Source organism: Plantibacter sp. AC185, assembly GCF_979258065.1.
Genome location: NZ_OZ409831.1, coordinates 3424619 through 3446494, shown reverse-complemented (window position 1 = coordinate 3446494; position 21876 = coordinate 3424619). Strand labels below are relative to the sequence as shown.

The following is a 21876-nucleotide window of genomic DNA, read 5'->3' as shown; positions in this document are numbered from 1 at the left end:
CCCCACCATGCGCCACACCCCCACGTACCTGATGACCGACGTCGACGAGGTCAAGCGCCTCATCCGCAACCACCCGTGGGCGACGTTCGTCTCGCCCGCGAGCACCGGTCTCGTCGCCTCCCACTACCCGGCGATCCTCGAGGAGGACCGGGACGAGCTGTCGATCGTCAGCCACTTCGGCCGACCGGACGAGCACTCGCACGAGCTCGGCGAGCACGAGATCCTCGTCATCATCCAGGGACCGCACGACTACGTCTCGCCGAGCTGGTACCCGGAGGGCCAGCTGATCCCGACGTGGAACCACGTCACCGCGCACCTGTACGGCACGCCGGAGGTCCTCAGCGAGGACGAGAACTACGAGATGCTCTCGCGACTCACCGACCACTTCGAGGATCACCGACAGGACGGCCGCCACCTGTCCCAGGACGAGGCCGGCACCCGGCGCGCAGCGAAGGGGACGGTCGGCCTCCGGATGCGCGTGACCCGCTTCGACGCCCGTGCGAAGCTCAGTCAGAACAAGACGCCCGAGGTGGTCGACGACATCACCGCGCACCTTGCTGAGCGGAATCCGGCACTGGCCGAGGAGATGCGCCGTCAGCAGGATCGGCGGCCGGAGGGGCACTGACCCGACGGGCCCCGACCCGACGGGCATCGACGCGACCGCGGGCGTCGCTCACGAGCACGAGGGCGACGCCCGCCGCACTGAGCAGGAACCCGCCGGCCGTCAGGAGCGTGAACGGCTCCCGGAACAGGAGCGCACCCGCGACGGCGGTCGTCGGCGCGACGAGGAACAGGAGCGCGTTGAGGACCGTGACCCCGATGCGACGCAGCAGCCACCAGTAGAGCCCGTAGGCCGACAGCGTCGGGACGAGCGCGAGGAAGAGCGTCGTGAGCCAGAAGGTCGCGTCGCCCGGCGGTACCGCCTCACCGGTCGCGAGGGCGAGCACGGCGAGGAGCACCATGGTCGCCGTCGCGTGGACGGTGAGCGTGAGGAGGACCGGGGCTCGGTGCGGCGAGCGCCGTTCCAGGATCGTCGCGGTGATGAGGCTGACCATGGCCAGTGCGGGCAGGGCGTAGGCGATCGGCGGTGCGTCCGAGGCGCCGAACTGGGACTGCACGATGAGGAACACCCCGACCGCGCCGATCCCGAGCCCCAACCATTGAGCGCCCGGGACCCGCACGTGCAGCAGCGGTCCGGCGAGCGCCGCGATGACGAGCGGCTGGACGGCGTCGATGAGCGCGGTCGTCCCGGTCGAGATGCCCACGGCGACCGAGGCGTAGACGAACACGACGTAGCCGAACTGCGCGAACAGGCCGATGACGAGCTGCGACCGCACCTGTGCCCGGGTGGCGTTCCGCCACTGCCCGCTGAGCAGTAGCACGATCGCGAGCCCCACGGCGAGCGGGACGAACCGCCAGAGGAGCACGGTGAGCACCGGCACGTCCTCGGTTCCGATCTTCGCGACGATGAACCCGGAGCTCCACGCGAGGACGAACCCGATCGCCGCGAGGGGGACGATGACCGCGCGGATCGCACGAACCACAGGTATACCGATCTGTTTACTCATCCCGGCAGTATACAGACTGGTATAGTCTTCGCATGACGGTCGACACTCCAGAGCTCGCACCCCTCACGCCGGGCGCCCGACGCGTGCTCGACGCCGCCTCCGTGCTCTTCTACGAGAACGGCATCCACGCGGTCGGCGTCGACACCATCGCGGAGGCGGCCGGCGTCACGAAGAAAACGCTCTACGACCGCTTCGGCAGCAAGGAGGCCCTCGTCCTCTCCTACCTGCAGCATCGCGACGCCCGCTGGCGCGTCTGGGTCGACGAGTTCCTCGCCCGGCACCCGGAACCCGGGATCGACCGGATCCTCGCGATCTTCGACGCGGCGATCGGCTGGTCGGACGACAACAGCCCCAAGGGCTGCAGTGCCGTCAACGCCCGCGCGGAGATCCCCGACCACGCGACGAGCGGCCTCGTCCTTCCCGAGGTCACCCGACAGAAGCAGTGGCTCCTCGACCGCTTCGCCGAGCTCATCACCGAAGCCGGCCTGTCGGACCCCGGGGCGCGCGCCCGCGAACTCATGCTGCTGTACGAGGGCGCCATCGTGACGGTCGGGATGCGCACCTTCCGCGAACCGTTCGAGACCGCGCGTGCGATCGCGCGTCGACTCCTGGCCGCCTGACCGGAGCCGGCGCCGGTCTGTCGCCGACAACCCGACATCGCGTAGGGTCTCGGGATGGACTTCACCGACGACGCCATCGCCGCCGACCACGAGAACAGCACCGACCGCATCGCCATCGTCACCGGGGTCGGACGCCGCCGCTCGATCGGCGCGGGACTCGCCACCGGTCTCGCCGCGGACGGTTGGAACCTCGTCCTCAACGCCTGGCGACCCTACGACGACCGCGTCGGCTACGAGCGGACCCCCGACGACCCCGAGTCGATCGCCGACGAGTGCCGTGCGCTCGGCGTGACCGTCGAGCTCGTGCTCGGCGACCTCGCCGACCCGGCGTTCCCGGCCGAGCTCGTCGGGCGGGCGGCGCAGCTGGGTCCCGTGTCGGGGCTCGTCATGTCGCACTGCGAGTCGGTCGACAGCTCGATCCTCACGACGGACCTCGACAGCTGGGACCGTCACTTCGCCGTGAACGCGCGCGCGACGTGGCTGCTCATCAAGGCCTTCGCCGAACAGCTCCCCGTGCAGGAGGCGCCGCCCCGGGTGGCCGGTCGGATCGTCGCCCTCACGAGCGACCACACCGTGAACAACCTCCCCTACGGGGCGAGCAAGGGCGCGCTCGACCGCATCGTGACCGCTGCGGCCGTGGAGCTGGGCGACCGCGGGGTGCGGGCGAACGTCATCAACCCGGGTCCGATCGACACGGGTTGGATGACCGACGACATCCGCCGCTGGGGCACCGAGGCGACGCCCGCCGGCCGGCTCGGCACGCCGTCCGACACCGCCGACCTCGTCCGCTTCCTGTTCTCAGCCCCGGGCTCCTGGATCAACGGCCAGGTGCTCTCGAGCAACGGCGGCTTCAACGTCGGTTAGGAACGTGTGTCCCGGCCCACCAGGGCACGGATGTCGGCGATGTCGGTCGGCATGATCCGGCAGCAGCCGCCGATGATCGTCGCCCCGGCCTCCAGCCAGGCCTCCACCTCGCCGACCCCGGCGGCTCCGCGCCAACAGCGGGCGCCGGCGTCCCAGCGCTCGCCCGAGTTCGGGTAGACCACCACCGCCTTGTCCGTCACGGACCGCGCAGCGGCGATGGCCGGGAGGACCTCGTCCGGGTGCGAGCAGTTGACACCGACGGCCTGGAACTCGTCGATCCGCTCGACGAGACGGAAGCCCTCCGCCATCGGCTCGCCCGAGCGGAGACGACCGCCCTCCACCGTGAACGACAACCATGCCGGCACGCCCGAACCCCGCACCAGATCGGCGAGCGCCGTCGCCTCGTCGAGCGTCGGGATGGTCTCGAGGGCGAGGAGGTCGGGGGCCGCGTCGACCAGCACTGCCAGACGCCGCTCGTGCCACTGCCGCAGCTCGGTCCGACTGAGACCAGAGGCGCCCCGGTACTCCGAGCCGTCGCCGAGCGTCGCGCCGTACGGACCGACCGACGCGGCGACGAGGAGCGGACCGTCGGGGTCCGATTCCGACCGCGTGTCGCGCGCCGTCCGCGCCAGTTCGACGCTCGATCGCAGGAGCCGTTCGGTCTCGGGAGGCGCGATGCCGACGCACTCGAACGCGTCGAACCCGACCTGGTACGACGAGGTGATCGCGATCTGGGCACCGGCGGCGAAGAACTCCCGATGAGCGTCCAGAATCGCCTGTGGCTCCTCAAGCAGCAGACGAGCGCTCCACAGCGCGTCGGAGAGGTCGTGCCCTCGGGCCTCGAGCAGCGTTCCGAGTCCGCCGTCGAGGGTCCAGACACCGCGCCGAACATCCATGCCGTCCATTGTGCCCGCACCACCGCGGGGAGGGTCGCCACTGGACACCTGGTATTGTCTATACCCGTCCAGAGCCGAGAGGACGCGTTCTCCCCGAGAACGACCCGCCACCCGACGTGCAGCTCCCCCGAGCTCCGTGCCAGTGCAGCATGGCGATCCTCCGGCATTTCTCGGGCACTGAGCGATTACGCGAGTGCCGAATGATTCAACACGACTGTCAGGAAACGAGTACTGCTTGTGAACTCCAGCGACAACGCGGCATCATCGTCCCCCGCATCACCCTCCCCCAAGACCGGCCGGAAGCCGGCCCGTAAGACCAGACGCCTCCGCGTCGACGACGTCCTCGTCGTCAAGACGTCCAAGGTCCGCACTGCCATCTCAGGCACCGTCGTCGGCAACTTCATGGAGTGGTTCGACTTCGGCATCTACGGCTACCTCGCGGTCACGATGACCGTCGTCTTCACCGAGGGACTCCCTCCTGAGGCCGGCATCCTCGTCACCCTGTTCGGGTTCGCCGTGTCGTTCCTCGTGCGTCCGCTCGGCGGGCTCGTGCTCGGACCACTCGGCGACAAGATCGGCCGGAAGAAGATCCTCTTCCTCACGATGTCGATGATGGCCGCGGCCACCGCGCTCATCGGCGTGCTGCCGACCGCCGCCCAGATCGGGCTGTGGGCCATCGCCCCGTTGTACCTCCTGAAGATGATCCAGGGCTTCTCGACCGGTGGTGAGTACGCCGGCGCGTCCACCTACGTCGCCGAGTTCTCACCGGACCGTCGCCGCGGGTTCTGGGCCTCCTGGCTCGACGTGGGGTCCTACGTCGGCTTCGCGGCCGGTGCCGGGACCGTCGCCCTCACCACGCTGATCGCGGAGGGCCTCGCCGGCCCCGACGCCATGACCGAGTTCGGTTGGCGCATCCCGTTCCTCATCGCCCTGCCGCTCGGTGCGGTGGCGGTGTGGTTCCGCCTCAAGATCCCCGAGACCCCGGCCTACGAGGTCGCCGAGACCGCTGGCGGCATCGAGTCCGAGCACGAGGACCCCATGGCCCGCCAGGGCGTCTTCGGGATCTTCCGTCACTTCTGGCGCCAGATCCTCATCGCGATGGCGATCGTCGCCGCGACGAACACCGCCGGCTACGCGCTCACGAGCTACATGCCGACCTACCTCGAGAAGGACGTCGGCGTCTCCAACCTGACGGCGGCGGTCGCGACCATCCCGGTCCTGCTGATCATGTCCGCCTGCCTGCCGCTCGTCGGCCGGATGTCCGACAAGCTCGGCCGCAAGCCCGTCTACCTCATGGCCGTCGGTGCGACCCTCGCCCTCATGGTGCCGGCGTTCGCGGTCATGCAGATCGGTGAGATCTGGGCCATCTTCATCGCCCTCTTCATGGTGGCCGCCCCGGTCGCGCTGTGGGCGGGACCGTCCGCGGCCTCGCTGCCGGCGTTCTTCCCGACGGCGTCCCGCTTCGGCGCGATGGCGATCGCCTACAACCTGTCGGTCTCGCTCTTCGGCGGCACGACGCCGCTGTTCAGCGAGTTCCTCATCCAGCTCACCGGCAACACCTTCATGCCCGCGTTCTACATCATGTTCTTCGCGGCTGTGGCGGGCGTCGGCGTGCTCACGATGCGGGAGACGGCTCGTCGTCCGCTCATCGGCTCGGTGCCGACGGTCGAGACGAAGGCCGAGGCGGTGGAACTCGTCAAGGGGCAGGACGACAACCCGCTCATCGACACCCACACGATGCCACTCGACATCCTGCCGCCCGCGTCGACCAGCGGTGCCGCGGCGGACGGCCAGGACGGACGCGTCACGACGCCCGCCGGCTAGCGGGTTCGTCGACGCGTCCGTCGAGGACGACGCGTTCGGTGATCACGATCGGGGCGGGTGCGCGGTGCGCATCCGCCCCGTCGCGTCCGACCCGCTCGAGGAGCGCGGCCTGCCAGCCGCCGCTCGCGACCGGCTTCGCCGGGGCAGACGGCACGGTCGGCTCCACCTGCACCTCCGACGTCGTCGACGGCTCGAGCTGCGCGACCGACCCACGATCCTCGACGAGCGCCTCCTGGATGATCCGTCGGGGATCGAACTGTCGAGGGTCGAGGCGTTTCCACTCGGTCGGGTCGAACTCGGGGCCCAGTTCCTCGGCGGCTCGCGCCTTGGTCGTCGCGACGAGGTCGCGGACCGTGCGGACGAGCACCCCGAGTCGCTCGGCGTACACCGGCAACTGTTTCGGGCCGATGAGCACGGCCGCGAGGATGCCGATGACGATCAGCTTGTCCATGGTGAGTCCGAACACGATGCGCTCCGATGATCAGGCGGCAGGCGTGTCGGCGCGAGTGTCGGTGTCGGCCGACACCTCGTCCTTCAGGATGCGCGCCGACTGCCCGACGCTGCGGGCGAGGCTGGGGAGTTTCGCCGCGCCGAAGAACAGCAGGATGACGGCGAGGACGATGAGGGCGTGCCAGCCCGTGAGGTTCTGGAGGAATCCCATGACGGGTCCTTTCGGGTCGATACGGGATGGGTCGGGGATGCGAGGAGACGCGGCGCGGTCAGCGGCCGCTCGGGGGCGTCCCTCCGCCACCGCCGGCCCCACCACCACCGGACGGAGCGGCGCCGGCGGTCGGCGTCGTCGTGGTGTCCACGCGGACGGTGAGCGCCACCTGGTACCCGGAGGTCGCGTCGCCCGACACCGTCGCGAGTTGCAGGGCACCGCCGTCGTCACCGAAGACGTTGTCGTCGTCGAGACTCACCTGGGCGAGGTTCCCGCTCGAACCGTCGTAGCCGGACAGCGCGTAGACGGTGTCGCACGCCGCCTGCGGCAGGGCGACCTGCGAGGTCGCGATGGCGTTCGCGGAGTCGGAGATGTCCGCGACCGTGGGGTACACCTCGAAGTGGATGTGCGGCCACCGGCCCGAGTAGCAGGCCGGGAAGATCGAGGTGTACGAGACGGTCCCCGAGCTGTCGGCGACCTGGACGCCGCGGAGGTAGGTCTCGTCCTCGATCCCGTCGGAGTACATCGAGTAGCCGCCCGACGCGTCGCAGTGCCAGACGTACACGGCGACGTCGGTGAACGGGGCGTCACCGTTCGCCGTGTCGAGGATGGTCAGCGAGAGGGCCATGGGGACCCCGCTCGCGGTGGTGCCGGACCCGATGCTCGACCGGATGTCGCTGCGGACGATGCCGGACTCCTCGAGCACGTCGGCTCCGTTCGAGCCATCGCCCGGGTAGGGGCCCGCGGTCTCGTCGGGGATCTCGCCCGATGGGAGGTCGCCGGTCGCGGTCGCGGTGCTCGTGCCGGAACTCGCGGCGCCGGTGCTCGTGCTGCTGCTGCCGGACGCCCCGGTGGAGCAGGCGGCGAGCGCGACGGCCCCGACCCCGGCGCCCACGAGGCTCAGCACCGTGCGTCGGCTGACGAGGGTTCCGAGGTCGAACGCGACGCCCTGGTCGACGACCTCCTCGTCGGCCCGGTCGAGCAGGCGGCCCTCGTAGGCCGGGCCGTCCGGGGTGGTCTCGGGTGTCGGGATCCTGCTCATGGTGCGCCTCGCCTTCGTCTGCGATCGGTGGTCTCGATCGGTGGTGAGACGAGCATCGGCGTGCCGGCTATGGGCTTCCTATGAGCCGTCCATACGTCGTCGATGGGTCTGCTGGGCGGTTGCCGAGCCCGCGTCGTCCCACCAGGCGAGGACCCGGGAACCGATGAGCGTGAGCCACTTCGACGGTTCGCCCTCCGGCACGTCGGTGTCGAACCAGACGCGTCCGGGCAGGGGCCGCCCCTGGAGCCAGGTCCCGTCCGGCCGGCGAGCCGCACGGACGAGCTCGACGGCGTCGGCGAGGCGCGGATCCGGGGGCGTGCCGTCGGCGAGCGAGGCGTCCCGGAAGTGGTCGAGGGCGGCGAGGGCACTGTAGCGGTAGCGGTTCGGGAAGACCAGGTGGTCGACGAACGGGCCGACCCGCTCCCCGGTCGTCGCCCGATTGAGGAGTCGTCGCGTCAGGAGGTACTCCTCGCCACCCTGCCGGGCCTCACGGACGCTCGAGTCACCCGTGTACGCCTCGTACGCCAGGAGACCGCGCACCGCGTTGAGGGTCGAGTGGAAGGAGGACCGCACCGAGTCACCCTCCTCCGCCTCGCAGTTCCAGCCGCCGTCGGCGAGGCGATGCGTGGTGAACCAGGCGGCGAGCGGGGTGACGTCGACGCCGAGCCAGGCGCCGGTGGCGAGCGTGAACGAGTTGATGCAGACGTCGACCTCACCGCCCCAGTACGGCAGATCGTCGTACTCCCACCGACTGTTGACCGCCAGGCGCTCGGCCGTGTCGGTCAGGGCGGCGGCATCGACGCCCCACTCGCGGAGGTCCTTGAGGGCCCAGGTGGTCCCGACCCAGGGCTGCCCGGGCTCCTCCTGCTCGGCACTGCCGAAGAAACCGGCCGGGAAGTACGCGCCGCCCGCCCACTGCCCGTCGGGGTCCTGATGCGCGAGCAGCTCGGCACCGAACCCGGTCGTCGCGACGGCGCTCCGCGTCGCCTCCCAGACCTCGGGTGGCGCACCCGCCAGGTCTCGTTCGACCTGCCACCGGAGAGCCGGATCGGCGTCGAGCAACCAGTCGAGCAGCTTCGGATCGATCGCCATGCGGGAACGCTACTCCCCGACGGCGCGCTCCGACAGAGCGGATCAGCGCGGGGTGGCCTTGAGCCCATTGGGCGGTCCGTCGCGGTCGGAGGTGGTGCGCGGGACGTCGTACCGCACGAGGGCGTCGGCGCGTTCCAGGCTCGGTTGCACACTCATCAACACCCGCTTGAGCGGATCGATGTCCCAGGCGATGACGAAGTACGCGTCGGCACCACCCCGATCGCGGCGCCGTTCGATGACCGCCTTCGGGATCACCGGGTCATTCCGCATCACGAGCCACGTGTCGTGGTCGAGGCGGATCGGACGCGGGCGGGTCATGTGTCGAACATACGTTCGAATGTCACATGAGGCAAGTCGACGATCGAGCTGCTTAACTTTGCTTAACCGCTTGACCACCTTCTCGGCGTCCCGCTACGGTAACTGCGTAACCGATTAACCACTCACTGCAGAGGACGTCATGAACCAACGAGGGTTCCACCAGCCGAATGGCGCATGGGTCGGAGACGTCATCCCCTGGCAGGAGGACGGTGTCTTCCACCTCCTCTACCTGCACGAGTCGCGTCGCGTGCCCAAGATCGGCATGCCGTGGCATCGCGTGACCACCCGGAACCTCGTCGACTTCGACGACCTCGGCGAGGCCCTGGCGTCGGGCGGACCGTCCGCGCCGGACTTCAACGTCTACACGGGCAGCGTCGTCCTGGGTCCCGACGGCGTCCACCACGTCTTCTACACAGGACAGCACCCGGAGCGCCGCGGTGCCGACGGTCTGGCGCTACAACTCGTCATGCACGCCGTCAGCACCGACGGCATGCGCACCTGGGAGCGCCGGGAGGCCGACACCTTCGGCGCCACCGCAGGGTATGAGACCGCCGACTGGCGGGACCCCTTCGTCTTCTGGGACGAGGACGCGGCCGTCTGGCGGATGCTCATCACCGCCCGACACGCACACGGCCCGGAACGACGTCGCGGCGTCATCGCCCAGTGCACCTCCACGGACCTCTCGACCTGGGAACCCGTCGAGCCGTTCTGGGACCCGCGCCGCTACATCGCTCACGAGTGCCCCGAGGTCTTCCAGTGGGGCGACTGGTGGTACCTCGTGTACTCCGAGTTCAGCGAGTCGTTCACGACGCGCTACCGGATGTCGCGCACCCTGCACGGCCCCTGGCTCGTCCCCGAGCACGACACGCTCGACGGACGCGCGTACTACGCGGCGAAGTCCGCCTCCCGCGACGGACGCCGGTTCTTCTTCGGCTGGATCGCCTCGCGTGAGGGAGCCCACGACGCGGGCGCCTGGCAGTGGGCCGGCACCATGTCGGTCCTCGAAGCGGAGCAGCGTGCCGACGGCACCCTCGCCTTCCATCCGCCGGTCGAACTCCGCGAGACGTTCGGACCCGCCGAGGAGCCGGCGGACGCCGTCATCACCTCGGGCACGGTTCTGAGCGCCCCCGACGGGTACGCCGACGCCCTCTCGGACGTGGACGCACCGAGTTCCTTCCGACTGGTCGCCCGGTTCGACATGGCCCCCGGCACGACCGAGTGCGGCGTCCTCCTCCGGGCGAGCGACGACGGCGACGAGGGCTACGTCCTGCGCCTGGAGCCGAAGCGCGACCGCCTCGTGTTCGACCGCTGGCCCCGCTCCAGCACCGGCACGGAGCAGTGGCAGATCTCGGGCGACGTCCCGTTCGTCGTCGAACTCGAACGCCCCTGCCACCTCGCCCCCGGCTTGCACGAGCTCGAGGTGATCGTCGACGGCGACCTCTGCGTCGCGACCGTCGACGACGCGGTCGTCCTCAGCACGCGCCTCTACGACCTACCGAGCGGTCGCGTCGGCGTCTTCGTCGGTGAAGGGACCGTCACCGTCGAGGCGTGCACGCTCCTGGAACGCGACGGCGGCGACTCCGACGACGACCCCACCTCACACCGACTCCTCACCAGCACCACGTCCTGATCCCGACACCACGCTCCGCCCTGCTGCACCACCACCCGCACACCCGCACCCACCTGTGATCGATCAACGGAGATTCCGACCATGCCAACCACCGCACGCCCCCGCACCATGCGCCCCACCCGCAGCACCGCCTTCGTGGCGCTCGTCGCCGCTGCAGCGCTCGCCCTCTCCGGCTGCGCCGGCGGATCGAGCGCCACGGACCCGACCGACGTCGACCCGAAGGGCGACATCGTCCCCCGCGAGATCTCGTGGCTGCTCTCCCGCCCGGCCGACGGCGGGGTGATCACCGCCATGGAGCAGATCGCCGACGAGTACGCGAAGGACCACCCCGGCTTCTCGCTGAACCTCATCACGACGCCCGACCGCCCGTCCTACATCCAGAAGTACGAGACCCTCGCGGCCGCGAACAAGCTCCCCGAGCTCTTCGACACCGACGCGACCCCGTTCGCGCAGAAGCTCGCGAAGCAGGGCCGGATGGTCGACGTCGACCTGCTCCTCGAGGACCTCGGGCTCGCCGACTCCTACCGCGAGGCGGCGCTCAACTACCAGCGGTTCGACGACGGCTCGCTGTACATGGTGCCGTTCGAGTTCCAGCTGGAGTTCTTCTGGTACAACCGCTCGCTGCTCGAGGACGCCGGCGTCACCGTCCCGGCCACGCTCGACGACTTCCCCGCCATGTGCAAGGCGCTCCGCGCCAAGGGCGTCACCCCGATCGCACTCGACGGTCAGGACCAGTGGCCGCTCGAGCGCTACATGGCCTACTACCCGTTCCGGATGGCGGGTCCCGAGTACATCCAGGACCTGAAGGCCGGGAAGGCATCCTTCTCAGACCCGGCAGGACAGGCCGCGGCCGAATGGCTGTACGACCTCGGGCAGGCCGGCTGCTTCCAGGAGGGGTTCTCCTCGACCGGTTACGCGGACGCGCAGGCGCTCTTCACCTCGGGGAAGGCCGCGGTCTACAACATCGGCACGTGGGAGCTCTCGAACCTCGCGACGGATGCGCTCGACCCCGGCGTCCGTGACGCGGTCGGCACCTTCACGCTACCGACCATCGACGGTGCCGTCACCGCCGACAACGAGTACGTCACCCCCTCCGGCATCGGCATGGCCGTGAACGCGAAGACGTACGACCCGCTCGTGCGCGACTTCCTCGCGTTCGCCCTCGAGCGCTACCCGGAGCTCTACGCGGCGACGGGCGCCCTGTCGCCGACGACCTCCGCGCAGACCACTGTCCCCACGAACGCGACCGAGCTGTACGCGAGCTCCGTGGCGCAGGCCGACGGCGTCGGACCGGCGATCGCGATGCCCTGGGACACCCAGCTCGACCCGGCCACGAACACCCGACTCCAGCAGGAACTGACCCTGCTCGTGCAGGGCGACATCACGCCGGACGAGTTCATCACGACGATGGACGCGGCCCTCACGGAGAACGTCGATGACTGAGCTCACCCAGAGCGCGGTGGGCGCGGCGCCGGCCCGCCCACCGCGGCGGCGGAAGCCGATGTCCACGTCGATGCTGCCCCGCCGGTCGACGCTGTCGGTGCTCGTGTTCCTCGTGCCGCCGCTCGTCCTCTACGGCGTGGCGGTGCTCCTGCCGATCGTGCAGTCGCTGTTCCTCAGCCTCTTCTCGTGGGACGGCATCACGGACATGGCGTTCGTCGGACTCGACAACTACGTGAAGATGCTCACGCGGGACGACGTGTTCTGGACCTCCTTCGGCAACGCCCTCGGCTACCTCGCGATCTGTCTGGTGCTCCAGCTCGGTGGCGCGCTCCTCGTCGCCGGGCTGCTCACGGCCCTCCCCCGGGCCCGCGAGCTCGTCAAGACGCTCTACCTCCTGCCGGCCGTCATCTCCACGGTCGCGATCGCCATCCTGTTCCAGCGGCTGTACGCGCTCGAACCGGTCGGGCTGATCAACCAGCTGCTCGCATGGGTCGGACTCGGCGACCTCCAGACGGCCTGGCTGTCGAACGTGCAGACCGTCCTCGCGGCCGTGTCGATCCCGGAGGGCTGGCGGTTCACCGGCCTGTACATGCTCATCATCTACGCCGCCCTCATGGCCGTACCCCGCGACCTCGAGGAGGCCGCCAGGCTGGACGGCGCCTCCTGGTGGCAGATCTTCTGGCGGATCCGCTTCCCGTACATCCGGCCGGTGTGGATCACGACGACGGTCATGGCGACGACCTTCGCCCTCCGTGGCTTCGACATCCCGTACCTGCTGACGAACGGCGGTCCCGGTCAGTCGTCCGAGCTGTTGACCACGTACATGTACAAGACGGCGTTCGTCCACACGGACTACGGCTACGCCAGCGCGATCTCCATGTTCATCGTCGTCGAGTGTCTCGTCGCCGTCGGCCTCATCTTCCTGCTGCTCCGACGGAAGGACAAGTCATGACCGCCACCCTCCCCGCCCGGCCGACCGAACACGTCGCGCCCCCGGCGGCGCCGGCACCGAAGCGGAAGCCCCGGCACACCCCGCGCGTGCGGGTGCAGCGGACGATCCTCACCGTGACCGTCGTCGCGATCGTGCTCGTCCAGGTCTACCCGCTCGTCTGGTTGCTGCTCACGAGCTTCCGGACGGCGGCGGACTTCGCCGGTGGCAACCCCTTCGCGTTACCGTCCGAGTGGACGCTCGAGAACTACGCGCGGGCGTTCTCGACCGGCAACCTCGGGCTGAACATCGTCAACAGCCTGATCGTCACCCTCGGGTCGAGTGCCCTGATCGTCATCGCCGGCATGATGGCGGCGTACGCGCTCCAGGTCCTCGGGTTCCGGTTCAGTGGGCTCGTCCGCGGCCTGTTCCTCCTCGGCATCATCGTGCCCGTGCAGATCGCGCTCGTCCCGCTGTTCATCGACTACTCGCAGGTCGGCCTGCTCGACACCCACCTGTCGATGATCATCCCGCTGGCGGCGTTCGCCCTGCCGATGGCGGTGTACCTGTTCTCCTCGTTCTACGAGTACATCCCGCGGGAGATGTACGAGGCCGCGTCGCTCGACGGGGCGGGCCCGTACCGGATCTTCGGCCAGATCACGTTCCCGCTCTCGGTCAACACGATCATCACGGTCGTGCTCGTCAACAGCATCTTCATCTGGAACGACTTCATCTTCGCGAACACCTTCGTGCTCTCGGACGGATTGAAGACCATCCCGCTCGGCCTGCAGAACTACATCGGGGCGATGGGGAACACTGATTGGACGGCGACGTTCGCCGCCGTCTGCGTCACGGTCACACCGCTGCTGCTGGTGTTCCTCGTGTTGAACAAAGCGATGATCAGCGGCCTCGAGAGCGGAGCGACCAAGGGATGAGCAGCACCGACCAGCCGAAGCCCGGCGCGGACCACCCGAAGAACACCTCGGGCATCACGATGCGCGACGTCGCGAAGGCCGCCGGCGTCTCCGTGGCGACCGTCTCGCACGTCGTCAACGACAAGCCGGGGTCGCGGATCGGCGAGGACGCGAAACGTCGGGTGCACGAGGCGGTGGCGGAGCTCGGCTACCGGCCGAACGCCCTCGCGAAGACGCTGTCCCAGGGGCACTCCCGGTTCATCGGCCTCGTCGCCGACGCGATCGCGACGACCCCGTTCGCCGGCCAGATCATCCACGGCGCCCAGGACGAGGCGTGGCGCCACGGCTACGTCCTGCTCGTCGCCAACACCGACGGCAACACGGCCGCCGAGGAGGAGGCGATCGCGATGATGCTCGAGCACCAGGTCCGCGGGATCCTCTACTCGACCTGGTTCCACCACGAGATCACCGTGCCGGAGGCGCTCCTCCAGACCGACACCGTGCTCGTCGACTGCTACGCAGCCGGCAGCGGGCTCCCGGCCGTCGTCCCCGACGAGGAGCAGGGCGGGCGGACCGCGACCGAGGCGCTGCTCGCGGCCGGTCACCGACGGATCGCGTTCGTCAACACGACGACCCCCTCACCGGCACAGACCGGCCGGCTCGCCGGGTACCGCTCGGCGTTGCAGGCGGCGGGGGTGGCCTTCGACGACGCCCTCGTGTTCCCGGCCTCACCGGAGCAGGAGGGCGGGTACGCGGCGACCGCCGAGGTCGTCGACTCGGGCGCCACCGCGGTGTTCTGCCACAACGACCGTGTAGCGATGGGCCTCTATGACGGCCTGCGCGAGCGCGGACTGCGGATCCCCGACGACATGGCCGTCATGGGGTTCGACAACCAGGACGTCATCGCCGCCCACCTCCGGCCACCGCTTTCGACGGTCGCCCTCCCCCACTACGAGCTCGGGGCGGCCGGTGTCCGTCGGCTGCTCGGTCTCGACGCCGCGCTGCCCGCCGGGCCGCAGCTCATCGCCTGCCCGGCCGTCCCGCGGCACTCCGTCTGAGGGCGCGACCGTGCACGACGAACAGCACGCCCTTCCACGGCCCGGCTTCCACCTGACGCCCGAGCGGAACTGGATGAACGACCCGAACGGCTTGGTCTTCCACCGCGGGAGGTGGCACGCGTTCTTCCAGTACAACCCGGAGGGTGGCGACTGGGGCAACATGAGCTGGGGTCACGCCTCGAGCGTCGACCTGCAGCACTGGGACGAGCATCCGGTCGCCCTGCGGTACAGCGCCGAGGAGCAGGTGTATTCGGGATCCGTGGTCGCCGCGGGTCCCGACGGACGCCTCACGGCGTACTACACGAGCGTGTCCACCGACGGTCGGCAGGCGCAGTCCCGGGCGACCAGTGATGACGACGGGCTCACCTGGCAGCGCGACCCGGACAACCCGATCCTCGACCGCGGCTCGCACGCGTTCCGCGACCCGAAGATCATCCGGTACGAGGACGCCGCGGGCTTCCGTTGGATCATGCTGACGGTGGAAGCCGTGGAGCGTCAGGTCCTCGTGTACTCCTCCACCGACCTCCGAACCTGGGAGCACGTCAGCACCGTCGGTCCGTTCGGTCCCACCGGCGTCGTGTGGGAGTGCCCCGACCTCATCCCGCTCGCGGTCGACGGCCGCCCGGACGAGCTCCGGTGGGTCCTGCTCCTCAGCACCAACCCGATCGGCGACGCGCAGGACCCGGACGGATCGTCGATGAGCTATCTCGTCGGCGACTTCGACGGCACGGCGTTCACGCCTGAGCGGGCAGAGCTGCAGCGGCTCGACCACGGTCGGGACTTCTACGCGGCGGTCGGGTTCGACGGCGCTCCGGACGGCGAAGCGGTGATCCTCGGCTGGATGAGCAATTGGCGCTACGCGGCCGACCTGCCCGCCTCGCCGTGGCGGGGCGCGATGTCGCTCCCCAGACGCCTGTCCTTGACCACGGTCGACGGCCAGCCGCGACTCGTGCAGGAGCCGCCGGCCTTCGTCCGGGAACGACTGGCCGCGATCGAACCGACGACCGTCGCCCTGTCCTCGGACGCCGTCGACCTGGCGCTCGATGGCGACGGCGTAGTCGAGTTGCGCTGGGATCCGTCGATCACGGGTGAGCTGCGGCTCCGACTGACGGCCGACACCGGCGGAGCGGTCCTCATCGTCCACGACCCGGCGGCGGCGTCACTCTCCGTCGCCCGGTCGGGCGGTGCCATGGACACGGTGCACCCCGACTTCGCCTCGACGAGCATCGTCCCGCTCGCCGGTGACCGTCCGGCGCGGCTCCTCCTCAGCCTCGACGGCCCGCTGCTCGAGCTGTTCGTCGACGGCGGTCTCGCCACCGTCTCCGACCTCGTCCTCCTGGGGAGCGGACGACCGACGCTGACCGTCGCGAGCGAACGCGCCAGTCCCGTCTCGGTGGCCGTCACCGTCCTCGACCGGGTGCCAGCCACCGACCAGGCGCACGCGCCCGCCTGAGCAGTCCTCCACCGCACGATCCAGCACCATCCCCGCCACGGGTGCCTTCGGCGCGCCCGTGGCACCGACGAAAGGAACCGCAATGACGCACGACCTCTCCCGCCGGACCGTCCTCCAGGGCGCCGGCCTCGGGGCGCTCGCCCTGTTCGCGAGTGCCGGCACACCCCTCGCCGCACAGGCGCAGACCACCGCACAGGCGCAGGCCTCCCTCAGATCGGTGTTCCACATGACGCCGCCGTCGGGGTGGCTCTGCGACCCGCAACGACCGGTGTTCACGAACGGCGCGTACCAGCTGTACTACCTGCACTCCGGCCAGAACAACGGCCCGGGCGGTTGGGATCACGCGACGACGACCGACGGCGTCGCCTTCACCCACCACGGGACCGTCATGCCGCTGCAGCCGGACTTCCCGGTGTGGTCGGGATCCGCCGTCGTCGACACCGCGAACACCGCCGGTTTCGGGGCGGGCGCGGTCATCGCCCTCGCGACGCAGCCCACGGACGGCGTCCGGAAGTTCCAGGAGCAGTACCTCTACTGGTCGACGGACGGCGGCTTCACGTTCACGATGCTCCCCGACCCGGTGATCGTGAACACCGACGGACGTGCGGCCCAGACCACGGCGGAGATCGAGAACGCCGAGTGGTTCCGGGACCCGAAGGTCCACTGGGACGCGGCCAGGAACGAATGGGTGTGCGTCATCGGCCGAGCGCGCTATGCGGCCTTCTACACCTCGCCCGACCTCACGACGTGGCAGCTGCAGCACAACTTCGACTTCCCGAACCACGACCTCGGCGGCATCGAGTGCCCGGACCTGTTCCAGATGCGAGCGGGTGACGGCAGCTGGCACTGGGTCTTGGGCGCCAGCATGGACGCCTACTCGATCGGCCTGCCGATGACCTACGCCTACTGGACGGGCACCTGGGACGGGACGCGGTTCACGGCCGACGACCTCACCCCGCAGTGGTTGGACTGGGGCTGGGACTGGTATGCCGCCGTCACCTGGCCGAAGGCGGAGTCGCCCGACGACCGCCGGCTCGCGATCGCGTGGATGAACAACTGGAAGTACGCGGCCCGCGACGTCCCCACCGACGCCTCGGACGGCTACAACGGCCAGAACTCCGTCGTCCGGGAGTTGCGACTCGAGGCCCAGTCCGGTGGTCGGTACAGCCTGCTCAGCTCACCCGTGGACGCCCTGGCCGGGTATGCGACCTCAACCGTGTCCCTCCCGGACCAGACCGTCACCGGGAGCGCCGTCCTGCCCTGGAGCGGCCGGGCGTACGAGATCGAGCTCGACCTCACCTGGGACACCGCGACCAACGTCGGTCTCTCCGTCGGGCGCTCGGCGGACGGCTCCCGACACACCAACATCGGGAAGGCCGGGGCCGAGCTCTACGTCGACCGCGCACCGTCCGACCTGGCCGGCTTCTCACTGCAGCCGTACACGCGAGCCGCAGCACCGATCGACGCCGCTGCACGCTCGGTCCACCTGCGGGTCTTCGTCGACACGCAGAGCGTCGAGGTCTTCGTCAACGCCGGTCACACCGTCGTCTCGCAGCAGGTGCACTTCGCCGAGGGCGACACGGGGATCTCGCTCTACACCGATGGCGGGCCGCTGACCGCCTCGGGGATCACGATCCGCGAGTTCGGCACGGCGATCTGAGGCGAGCGCGGTCGGGCGCGGCGACGGTGCCCGACCGCGTCCGACGGGTGCGCTCGGTAGGCTTGACGTTTCTTCCGGCGGGATCGCCGGACAACAGGAGATGGGGATCCCGTGAAGAACGCCGCGTCGTACGCGATCGGGCTCGCGCTGAGCCTGGTCTACGTCTCCCTGGTCGGCGTGCTGTCGATCCAGATCTCCGGTGTCGCCGGTGGCGCGGTGTTCGACCTCAGCAACACCCTGACGGCCGTCACCGAACCGAACGCCGGCCTGCTGCAGGTGCTCGGCATCGCTGTCGCGAGCGGTGCTGTGTTGTGGATCCTGATGCGGCGCGGGACCACGGGGTCGGACGTGCAACGCTTCCTGCGACTCGGCTTCGGCACGGGAACGCTCGTGCAGATCACCATCGGTGTCGTCCTCCTCGTCGGACGGTTCTCCGTCTTGGACCTGAATCAGGGTCCGGCGAAGTGGCTCGAGGGCTGGATCACCTCCGGCGCCTCGAACTCGGCCGTCCACGTCGTCCTCATCGTGACGGGGTACCTGATCGTGACGAGGCGACACCGTACCGGCGGCACAGCACGGACGTCTCCGGCCTGAGGGGTCGGACGCACTCTCGTACCATCGCATGCTGGTCCATACGTCAGGATGGACGGATGGATCTCCAGAGCCTTGCCGAGCACGGACGTTGGACGACGGCCCCTGCGGCGGTGACGACGGAGCCGGACGGTTCCCTGCTCGTCACCGCCGTCGAGGGCAGTGACGCCTGGCGGCACACCTCCTACGGTTTCGTCCACGACACGGAGCACGCGCTGATCGCGCCGATGCAGCGACGGGCGGCGATCGAGGTGTCGTTCGTCCTCGACGGCTCCGAGCAGTTCGATCAGGCCGGTGTGTTCCTCCGCGCCTCCGAGTCGACGTGGATCAAGGCCGGGGTCGAGGTGTCCGACGGGGTCGCCCAGCTCGGCGCGGTCGTCACGCACGGCACCTCGGACTGGTCGGTGGCGCCGGTCCCCGACTGGCTCGGACGAACGGTCACCGTGCGCGCGAGCCGCGACGGCGACGCCATCACCGTGCGCGCCCGGGTGGACGACGAGGACTGGCGACTGGTCCGCGTCGCCCACCTCGACCCGGAGGCCGACGTCGAGGCGGGACTCTTCTGCGCGGCCCCCACGCGCGCCGGCCTCACAGTCCGGTTCACCGCGGTGCGTCTCGGACCGCCGGACGACGCGCTCCACGGCTGACCGTCTGCGCGGTCGCGGCGTTGCGCTCCGCGAGCTGCGCGAACGCGGCGGCGAGCTCGGGCGGCTCGACGACGTCGATGTCGGTGTCGAAGCGGTTGAGGGAGGCGGCGAGCGCGACCCACGACCAAGCGCCGGCGGTGTAGCGCGTGCGGTCCGGGCCGAGGGGCCCGGCGGTGCCGTCGCCGACGAACGGTCGGACCGCCTCGAACGGCAGGTGGAGCACGACGGTGCCGACACAGGGCCAGGCGTCGGTCTGCTCTGAACCCTTGAACCTCGCCGCCACGAACGCCTGCACGTCTCCACCCGGCACCTCACGCGGACGGAACCGCGGTCCGGTCGGCGTCCTCGGCGCGATGCGGTCGGCGCGGAAGATCCGCCAGTCGTCGCGATCGAGGTCCCAGGCCACGAGGTACCAGCGTCCCTGGGAGGTGACCAGGTGGTGCGGCTCGACGCGCCGGGGCGGTTCCGGGTCGTCGTCGGATCGCCCGAACCGGAGCACCTCCCGCGCGCGGATGGCCGCGGACAGCGCGAGGAGGACCGAGACGGCCACCTGGGGCGTCGGTCCGTCGCCGGCTCGGGGCACCGAGGTGACGTCGACGGCGTCCAGTCGATGCCGCAGCCGCGACGGCAGGACCTGGCTCACGGTCGCCAGTGCTCGGAGCGCGGGCTCCTCGAACCCGGATCCCGCGACGGCGGCGGTCTGGAGGGCGATGGCGAGCGCAACGATCTGCTCGTCATCGAAGAGCAGCGGCGGGAGCTCGCTCCCGGCGTCGAGGTGGTACCCGCCGTCCGGCCCCATCGTGGCCTCGATGCGATACCCCATCTCCCGGAGCCGGTCGACGTCGCGGCGGATCGTGCGGTGGCTGACGTCCAGCCGGTCGGCGAGCAGGGCACCCGGCCAGTCGCGCCGCGCCTGCAGGAGCGAGAGCAACTGCAGGAGTCGGGAGGTCGGTGAGGCCATGGTGCGAGCGTAGTCCGAGTGTAGGACATTATCTGTCCTAGACGCCTGGGACAGTGGTGCTCGACCGGGAGGAGCCCGGCACGACTCGAGGAGCACGCATGAGCATCACGACCACGACCCACCTCAATTTCCAGGGCGACGCCCGCGCTGCGCTGGAGTTCTACGAGTCCGTCTTCGGCGGGCGGACGACGATCGCGAGCTACAGCGACCTCGGGATGCCGAAGGACGCCCCGGGTGCCGACCTGATCGTCTTCGGTCAGGTCGAATCCGAGGACGGCTTCCGGGTGATGGCGTACGACAGCCCCGGAGCTCCGGCGGCGTCACTGATCGGCACCGGAACGACCCGCCGCGAGCACGGGACGACGGTCACCGAGCAGTCCTGCTTCGTCGCGGTGCGCGGCGAGACGCTCCCGGAGGTCGAGGTGTTCTGGAACCGACTCGTCGTCGGAGGTTCGATCGTCGAGGAGCTCGCCGCGTCCGCCTGGAGCCCCGGCTTCGGCATGGTGACGGACCGGTTCGGCGTCACGTGGGTGCTCGACGTCGCGGCGGCAGGCTGAGGCGTCCACGCACGTCCTGCGAGATGGAGAACGGGCCGGTGCGGACATCTCGTCCGCACCGGCCCGTTCCGGTCTTCAGGTTGCGACTCAGCGCACCGTATCGAACCGCTGACCCTCGGGCTTCGAGGGCAGGAGGAAGAGGACGAACAGGATGAGGCCGCCGATCGAGGGGATGAGCGAGAGGAAGTAGAACGGGCCGGGGAAGTTGGCGTCGTGCAGGCGGCGCCAGGCGAGGGCAAGGTTCGGGACGATGGTCGCCAGCCCGATGAGGCAGAGGAGCACGAAGCCCGTCAGGATCAGCGGAGCAGCCTCGGGGATCTCGAGGATGCCGGGCTGGGTGTAGTACGTCCGTGCGCCCGGGCTGCTGTCGAACACGACGGCCTCGCGCTGTGCGGCCGCCGACGTCGCGCCGATCAGGAAGCCCGTGAAGAAGAGGATGTTCGGGATGAGCGCGACGAGGAAGACGAACAGCGTGGCCCACCAGTACTCGCTCCGCGAGGCCCGGCCGGTGAAGGTCGCGTACTTGCGGAGGTAGCGCTTGATGGCCTGCGGGAAGGTCGCGCCGTAGAGCGGGAGCGTCAGGTCCTCCGGGGAGGCGGCGCCGCGGATCGGAGCGGGCGCGTACGGCTGCCCGTACGTCGGCGTCGCGGGGTATTCAGGGGTGGTGTTGGAACTCATGGTGTCTTTCGATCGAGGTACACGGTACTGAGATCCTGGCATAACACATGACCACCCAAGAACAACTTGCGCGACCGACCAACTTCGGGCATGCTCCGCGGCATTGTTCCCGGTCCCTGAGCCTGTCGAAGGGCACCCGAGCAACCTCCCGAATCCGGCACTCTTCCTCCGCTCCCTGAGCCTGTCGAAGGGCACACGAGCAACCTCCCGAATCCGGTGATCCTCCACCGCCCCCTGAGCCTGTCGAAGGGCACACGAGCGACCGCCCGAATCCGGTGATCCTCCACCGCCCCCTGAGCCTGTCGAAGGGCACACGAGCAACCTCCCGAATCCGGTGATCCTCCACCGCTCCCTGAGCCTGTCGAAGGGCACACGAGCAACCTCCCGAATCCGGTGATCCTCCACCGCTCCCTGAGCCTGTCGAAGGGCACACGAGCAACCTCCCGAATCCGGTGATCCTCCACCGCTCCC

The 21876-nt window shown here is 69.7% G+C and carries 23 protein-coding genes; 14 read left to right on the top strand and 9 right to left on the bottom strand.

Annotated elements, in window-relative coordinates; genetic code table 11:
• Window positions 1–7: 7 nt before the first annotated feature.
• On the top strand, window positions 8–625 hold the full coding sequence (locus ACZZZB_RS16130; RefSeq protein ID WP_191941546.1) for an FMN-binding negative transcriptional regulator: 618 nt from the start codon (window positions 8–10) through the stop codon (window positions 623–625).
• On the opposite strand, the gene ACZZZB_RS16125 is transcribed toward ACZZZB_RS16130, so the two are convergent.
• Window positions 543–1568, bottom strand: a complete 1026-nt coding sequence (locus ACZZZB_RS16125; protein WP_463530235.1) for a DMT family transporter — start codon at window positions 1566–1568, stop codon at window positions 543–545. The two genes, ACZZZB_RS16130 and ACZZZB_RS16125, sit on opposite strands and share 83 nt — an antisense overlap.
• A 32-nt stretch (window positions 1569–1600) precedes the next feature.
• Between ACZZZB_RS16125 and ACZZZB_RS16120 the strand changes: the two genes are divergently transcribed.
• Together ACZZZB_RS16120 and ACZZZB_RS16115 are read left to right on the top strand one after the other, a co-directional pair.
• Window positions 1601–2188, top strand: a complete 588-nt coding sequence (locus tag ACZZZB_RS16120) for a TetR/AcrR family transcriptional regulator (RefSeq protein ID WP_463530234.1) — start codon at window positions 1601–1603, stop codon at window positions 2186–2188.
• Window positions 2189–2242: 54 nt separating this feature from the next.
• Entirely contained in the window at window positions 2243–3052 is an 810-nt protein-coding gene (locus ACZZZB_RS16115; RefSeq protein ID WP_463530233.1) for an SDR family oxidoreductase, read from the top strand.
• Here the strand turns inward: ACZZZB_RS16115 and mmuM are convergent.
• Window positions 3049–3948 (bottom strand): homocysteine S-methyltransferase, encoded by a 900-nt coding sequence (gene mmuM / locus ACZZZB_RS16110; protein WP_463530232.1) that lies wholly within the window; start codon window positions 3946–3948, stop codon window positions 3049–3051. The two genes, ACZZZB_RS16115 and mmuM, sit on opposite strands and share 4 nt — an antisense overlap.
• Before the next feature lie 237 nt (window positions 3949–4185).
• On the opposite strand from mmuM, the gene ACZZZB_RS16105 reads away from it, so the two are divergent.
• A complete protein-coding gene (locus ACZZZB_RS16105; RefSeq protein ID WP_229939599.1) occupies window positions 4186–5772 on the top strand; it encodes an MFS transporter in 1587 nt (528 codons plus the stop codon).
• On the opposite strand, the gene ACZZZB_RS16100 is transcribed toward ACZZZB_RS16105, so the two are convergent.
• The 5 genes from ACZZZB_RS16100 to ACZZZB_RS16080 all read right to left on the bottom strand — a co-directional run bounded on the left by ACZZZB_RS16100 (window position 5753) and on the right by ACZZZB_RS16080 (window position 8885).
• The gene (locus ACZZZB_RS16100) at window positions 5753–6238 is read right to left on the bottom strand and encodes a Sec-independent protein translocase family protein (protein ID WP_229939598.1); all 486 of its coding nucleotides are present in this window, start codon (window positions 6236–6238) and stop codon (window positions 5753–5755) included. The genes ACZZZB_RS16105 and ACZZZB_RS16100 overlap by 20 nt on opposite strands.
• A 15-nt stretch (window positions 6239–6253) precedes the next feature.
• The gene (locus tag ACZZZB_RS16095; protein ID WP_137243487.1) at window positions 6254–6433 is read right to left on the bottom strand and encodes a twin-arginine translocase TatA/TatE family subunit; all 180 of its coding nucleotides are present in this window, start codon (window positions 6431–6433) and stop codon (window positions 6254–6256) included.
• 58 nt (window positions 6434–6491) lie between these two features.
• Window positions 6492–7475 carry an intradiol ring-cleavage dioxygenase gene (locus ACZZZB_RS16090; RefSeq protein WP_463530231.1) on the bottom strand — a complete coding sequence of 328 codons (984 nt, stop codon included), beginning with the start codon at window positions 7473–7475 and terminating at the stop codon, window positions 6492–6494.
• A 78-nt stretch (window positions 7476–7553) separates the two neighbouring features.
• Window positions 7554–8567: a squalene cyclase gene (locus tag ACZZZB_RS16085; protein ID WP_463530230.1), complete on the bottom strand. Its 1014-nt coding sequence runs from the start codon at window positions 8565–8567 to the stop codon at window positions 7554–7556.
• A gap of 42 nt (window positions 8568–8609) precedes the next feature.
• Window positions 8610–8885, bottom strand: a complete 276-nt coding sequence (locus ACZZZB_RS16080) for a hypothetical protein (protein WP_079706952.1) — start codon at window positions 8883–8885, stop codon at window positions 8610–8612.
• Window positions 8886–9024: 139 nt separating this feature from the next.
• On the opposite strand from ACZZZB_RS16080, the gene ACZZZB_RS16075 reads away from it, so the two are divergent.
• The 9 genes from ACZZZB_RS16075 to ACZZZB_RS16035 all read left to right on the top strand — a co-directional run bounded on the left by ACZZZB_RS16075 (window position 9025) and on the right by ACZZZB_RS16035 (window position 19209).
• The gene (locus ACZZZB_RS16075) at window positions 9025–10515 is read left to right on the top strand and encodes a glycoside hydrolase (protein ID WP_463530229.1); all 1491 of its coding nucleotides are present in this window, start codon (window positions 9025–9027) and stop codon (window positions 10513–10515) included.
• An 81-nt stretch (window positions 10516–10596) separates the two neighbouring features.
• A complete protein-coding gene (locus ACZZZB_RS16070) occupies window positions 10597–11958 on the top strand; it encodes an ABC transporter substrate-binding protein (protein WP_463530228.1) in 1362 nt (453 codons plus the stop codon).
• Window positions 11959–12028: 70 nt separating this feature from the next.
• A complete protein-coding gene (locus ACZZZB_RS16065) occupies window positions 12029–12910 on the top strand; it encodes a carbohydrate ABC transporter permease (protein WP_056013507.1) in 882 nt (293 codons plus the stop codon).
• Complete coding sequence (locus ACZZZB_RS16060; protein WP_192005524.1) at window positions 12907–13821, top strand: carbohydrate ABC transporter permease; 915 nt, start codon at window positions 12907–12909, stop codon at window positions 13819–13821. Before ACZZZB_RS16065 ends, ACZZZB_RS16060 begins: the two co-directional genes overlap by 4 nt.
• Window positions 13818–14858, top strand: coding sequence for a LacI family DNA-binding transcriptional regulator (locus ACZZZB_RS16055; RefSeq protein ID WP_285026038.1), 1041 nt, complete (start codon window positions 13818–13820; stop codon window positions 14856–14858). Before ACZZZB_RS16060 ends, ACZZZB_RS16055 begins: the two co-directional genes overlap by 4 nt.
• 10 nt (window positions 14859–14868) lie before the next feature.
• Window positions 14869–16311 carry a glycoside hydrolase family 32 protein gene (locus tag ACZZZB_RS16050; RefSeq protein WP_463530227.1) on the top strand — a complete coding sequence of 481 codons (1443 nt, stop codon included), beginning with the start codon at window positions 14869–14871 and terminating at the stop codon, window positions 16309–16311.
• A gap of 82 nt (window positions 16312–16393) precedes the next feature.
• Window positions 16394–17971, top strand: a complete 1578-nt coding sequence (locus ACZZZB_RS16045) for a glycoside hydrolase family 32 protein (RefSeq protein ID WP_463530226.1) — start codon at window positions 16394–16396, stop codon at window positions 17969–17971.
• Window positions 17972–18082: 111 nt separating this feature from the next.
• On the top strand, window positions 18083–18565 hold the full coding sequence (locus ACZZZB_RS16040; protein ID WP_463530225.1) for a hypothetical protein: 483 nt from the start codon (window positions 18083–18085) through the stop codon (window positions 18563–18565).
• A 56-nt stretch (window positions 18566–18621) separates the two neighbouring features.
• On the top strand, window positions 18622–19209 hold the full coding sequence (locus ACZZZB_RS16035; protein ID WP_463530224.1) for a DUF1349 domain-containing protein: 588 nt from the start codon (window positions 18622–18624) through the stop codon (window positions 19207–19209).
• Here ACZZZB_RS16035 and ACZZZB_RS16030 read toward each other — a convergent pair.
• Entirely contained in the window at window positions 19163–20170 is a 1008-nt protein-coding gene (locus ACZZZB_RS16030; RefSeq protein ID WP_202938205.1) for a helix-turn-helix transcriptional regulator, read from the bottom strand. The genes ACZZZB_RS16035 and ACZZZB_RS16030 overlap by 47 nt on opposite strands.
• A gap of 98 nt (window positions 20171–20268) precedes the next feature.
• Here ACZZZB_RS16030 and ACZZZB_RS16025 point away from each other — a divergent pair, with 98 nt between their 5' ends.
• Window positions 20269–20727, top strand: a complete 459-nt coding sequence (locus ACZZZB_RS16025) for a VOC family protein (RefSeq protein WP_463530223.1) — start codon at window positions 20269–20271, stop codon at window positions 20725–20727.
• Window positions 20728–20814: 87 nt separating this feature from the next.
• Here the strand turns inward: ACZZZB_RS16025 and ACZZZB_RS16020 are convergent, their stop codons facing one another.
• Window positions 20815–21405 (bottom strand): DUF805 domain-containing protein, encoded by a 591-nt coding sequence (locus tag ACZZZB_RS16020; RefSeq protein WP_137243498.1) that lies wholly within the window; start codon window positions 21403–21405, stop codon window positions 20815–20817.
• Window positions 21406–21876: the final 471 nt, after the last annotated feature.

What these genes read in the sequence shown, in the direction of transcription:
- ACZZZB_RS16130 (WP_191941546.1), top strand. Translation starts at nt 8, where the DNA reads ATGCGCCACACCCCCACGTACCTGATGACCGACGTCGACGAGGTCAAG.
- ACZZZB_RS16125 (WP_463530235.1), bottom strand. Translation starts at nt 1,568, where the DNA reads ATGAGTAAACAGATCGGTATACCTGTGGTTCGTGCGATCCGCGCGGTC.
- ACZZZB_RS16120 (WP_463530234.1), top strand. Translation starts at nt 1,601, where the DNA reads ATGACGGTCGACACTCCAGAGCTCGCACCCCTCACGCCGGGCGCCCGA.
- ACZZZB_RS16115 (WP_463530233.1), top strand. Translation starts at nt 2,243, where the DNA reads ATGGACTTCACCGACGACGCCATCGCCGCCGACCACGAGAACAGCACC.
- mmuM (WP_463530232.1), bottom strand. Translation starts at nt 3,948, where the DNA reads ATGGATGTTCGGCGCGGTGTCTGGACCCTCGACGGCGGACTCGGAACG.
- ACZZZB_RS16095 (WP_137243487.1), bottom strand. Translation starts at nt 6,433, where the DNA reads ATGGGATTCCTCCAGAACCTCACGGGCTGGCACGCCCTCATCGTCCTC.
- ACZZZB_RS16090 (WP_463530231.1), bottom strand. Translation starts at nt 7,475, where the DNA reads ATGAGCAGGATCCCGACACCCGAGACCACCCCGGACGGCCCGGCCTAC.
- ACZZZB_RS16085 (WP_463530230.1), bottom strand. Translation starts at nt 8,567, where the DNA reads ATGGCGATCGATCCGAAGCTGCTCGACTGGTTGCTCGACGCCGATCCG.
- ACZZZB_RS16080 (WP_079706952.1), bottom strand. Translation starts at nt 8,885, where the DNA reads ATGACCCGCCCGCGTCCGATCCGCCTCGACCACGACACGTGGCTCGTG.
- ACZZZB_RS16075 (WP_463530229.1), top strand. Translation starts at nt 9,025, where the DNA reads ATGAACCAACGAGGGTTCCACCAGCCGAATGGCGCATGGGTCGGAGAC.
- ACZZZB_RS16070 (WP_463530228.1), top strand. Translation starts at nt 10,597, where the DNA reads ATGCCAACCACCGCACGCCCCCGCACCATGCGCCCCACCCGCAGCACC.
- ACZZZB_RS16065 (WP_056013507.1), top strand. Translation starts at nt 12,029, where the DNA reads ATGCTGCCCCGCCGGTCGACGCTGTCGGTGCTCGTGTTCCTCGTGCCG.
- ACZZZB_RS16060 (WP_192005524.1), top strand. Translation starts at nt 12,907, where the DNA reads ATGACCGCCACCCTCCCCGCCCGGCCGACCGAACACGTCGCGCCCCCG.
- ACZZZB_RS16055 (WP_285026038.1), top strand. Translation starts at nt 13,818, where the DNA reads ATGAGCAGCACCGACCAGCCGAAGCCCGGCGCGGACCACCCGAAGAAC.
- ACZZZB_RS16045 (WP_463530226.1), top strand. Translation starts at nt 16,394, where the DNA reads ATGACGCACGACCTCTCCCGCCGGACCGTCCTCCAGGGCGCCGGCCTC.
- ACZZZB_RS16035 (WP_463530224.1), top strand. Translation starts at nt 18,622, where the DNA reads ATGGATCTCCAGAGCCTTGCCGAGCACGGACGTTGGACGACGGCCCCT.
- ACZZZB_RS16030 (WP_202938205.1), bottom strand. Translation starts at nt 20,170, where the DNA reads ATGGCCTCACCGACCTCCCGACTCCTGCAGTTGCTCTCGCTCCTGCAG.
- ACZZZB_RS16025 (WP_463530223.1), top strand. Translation starts at nt 20,269, where the DNA reads ATGAGCATCACGACCACGACCCACCTCAATTTCCAGGGCGACGCCCGC.
- ACZZZB_RS16020 (WP_137243498.1), bottom strand. Translation starts at nt 21,405, where the DNA reads ATGAGTTCCAACACCACCCCTGAATACCCCGCGACGCCGACGTACGGG.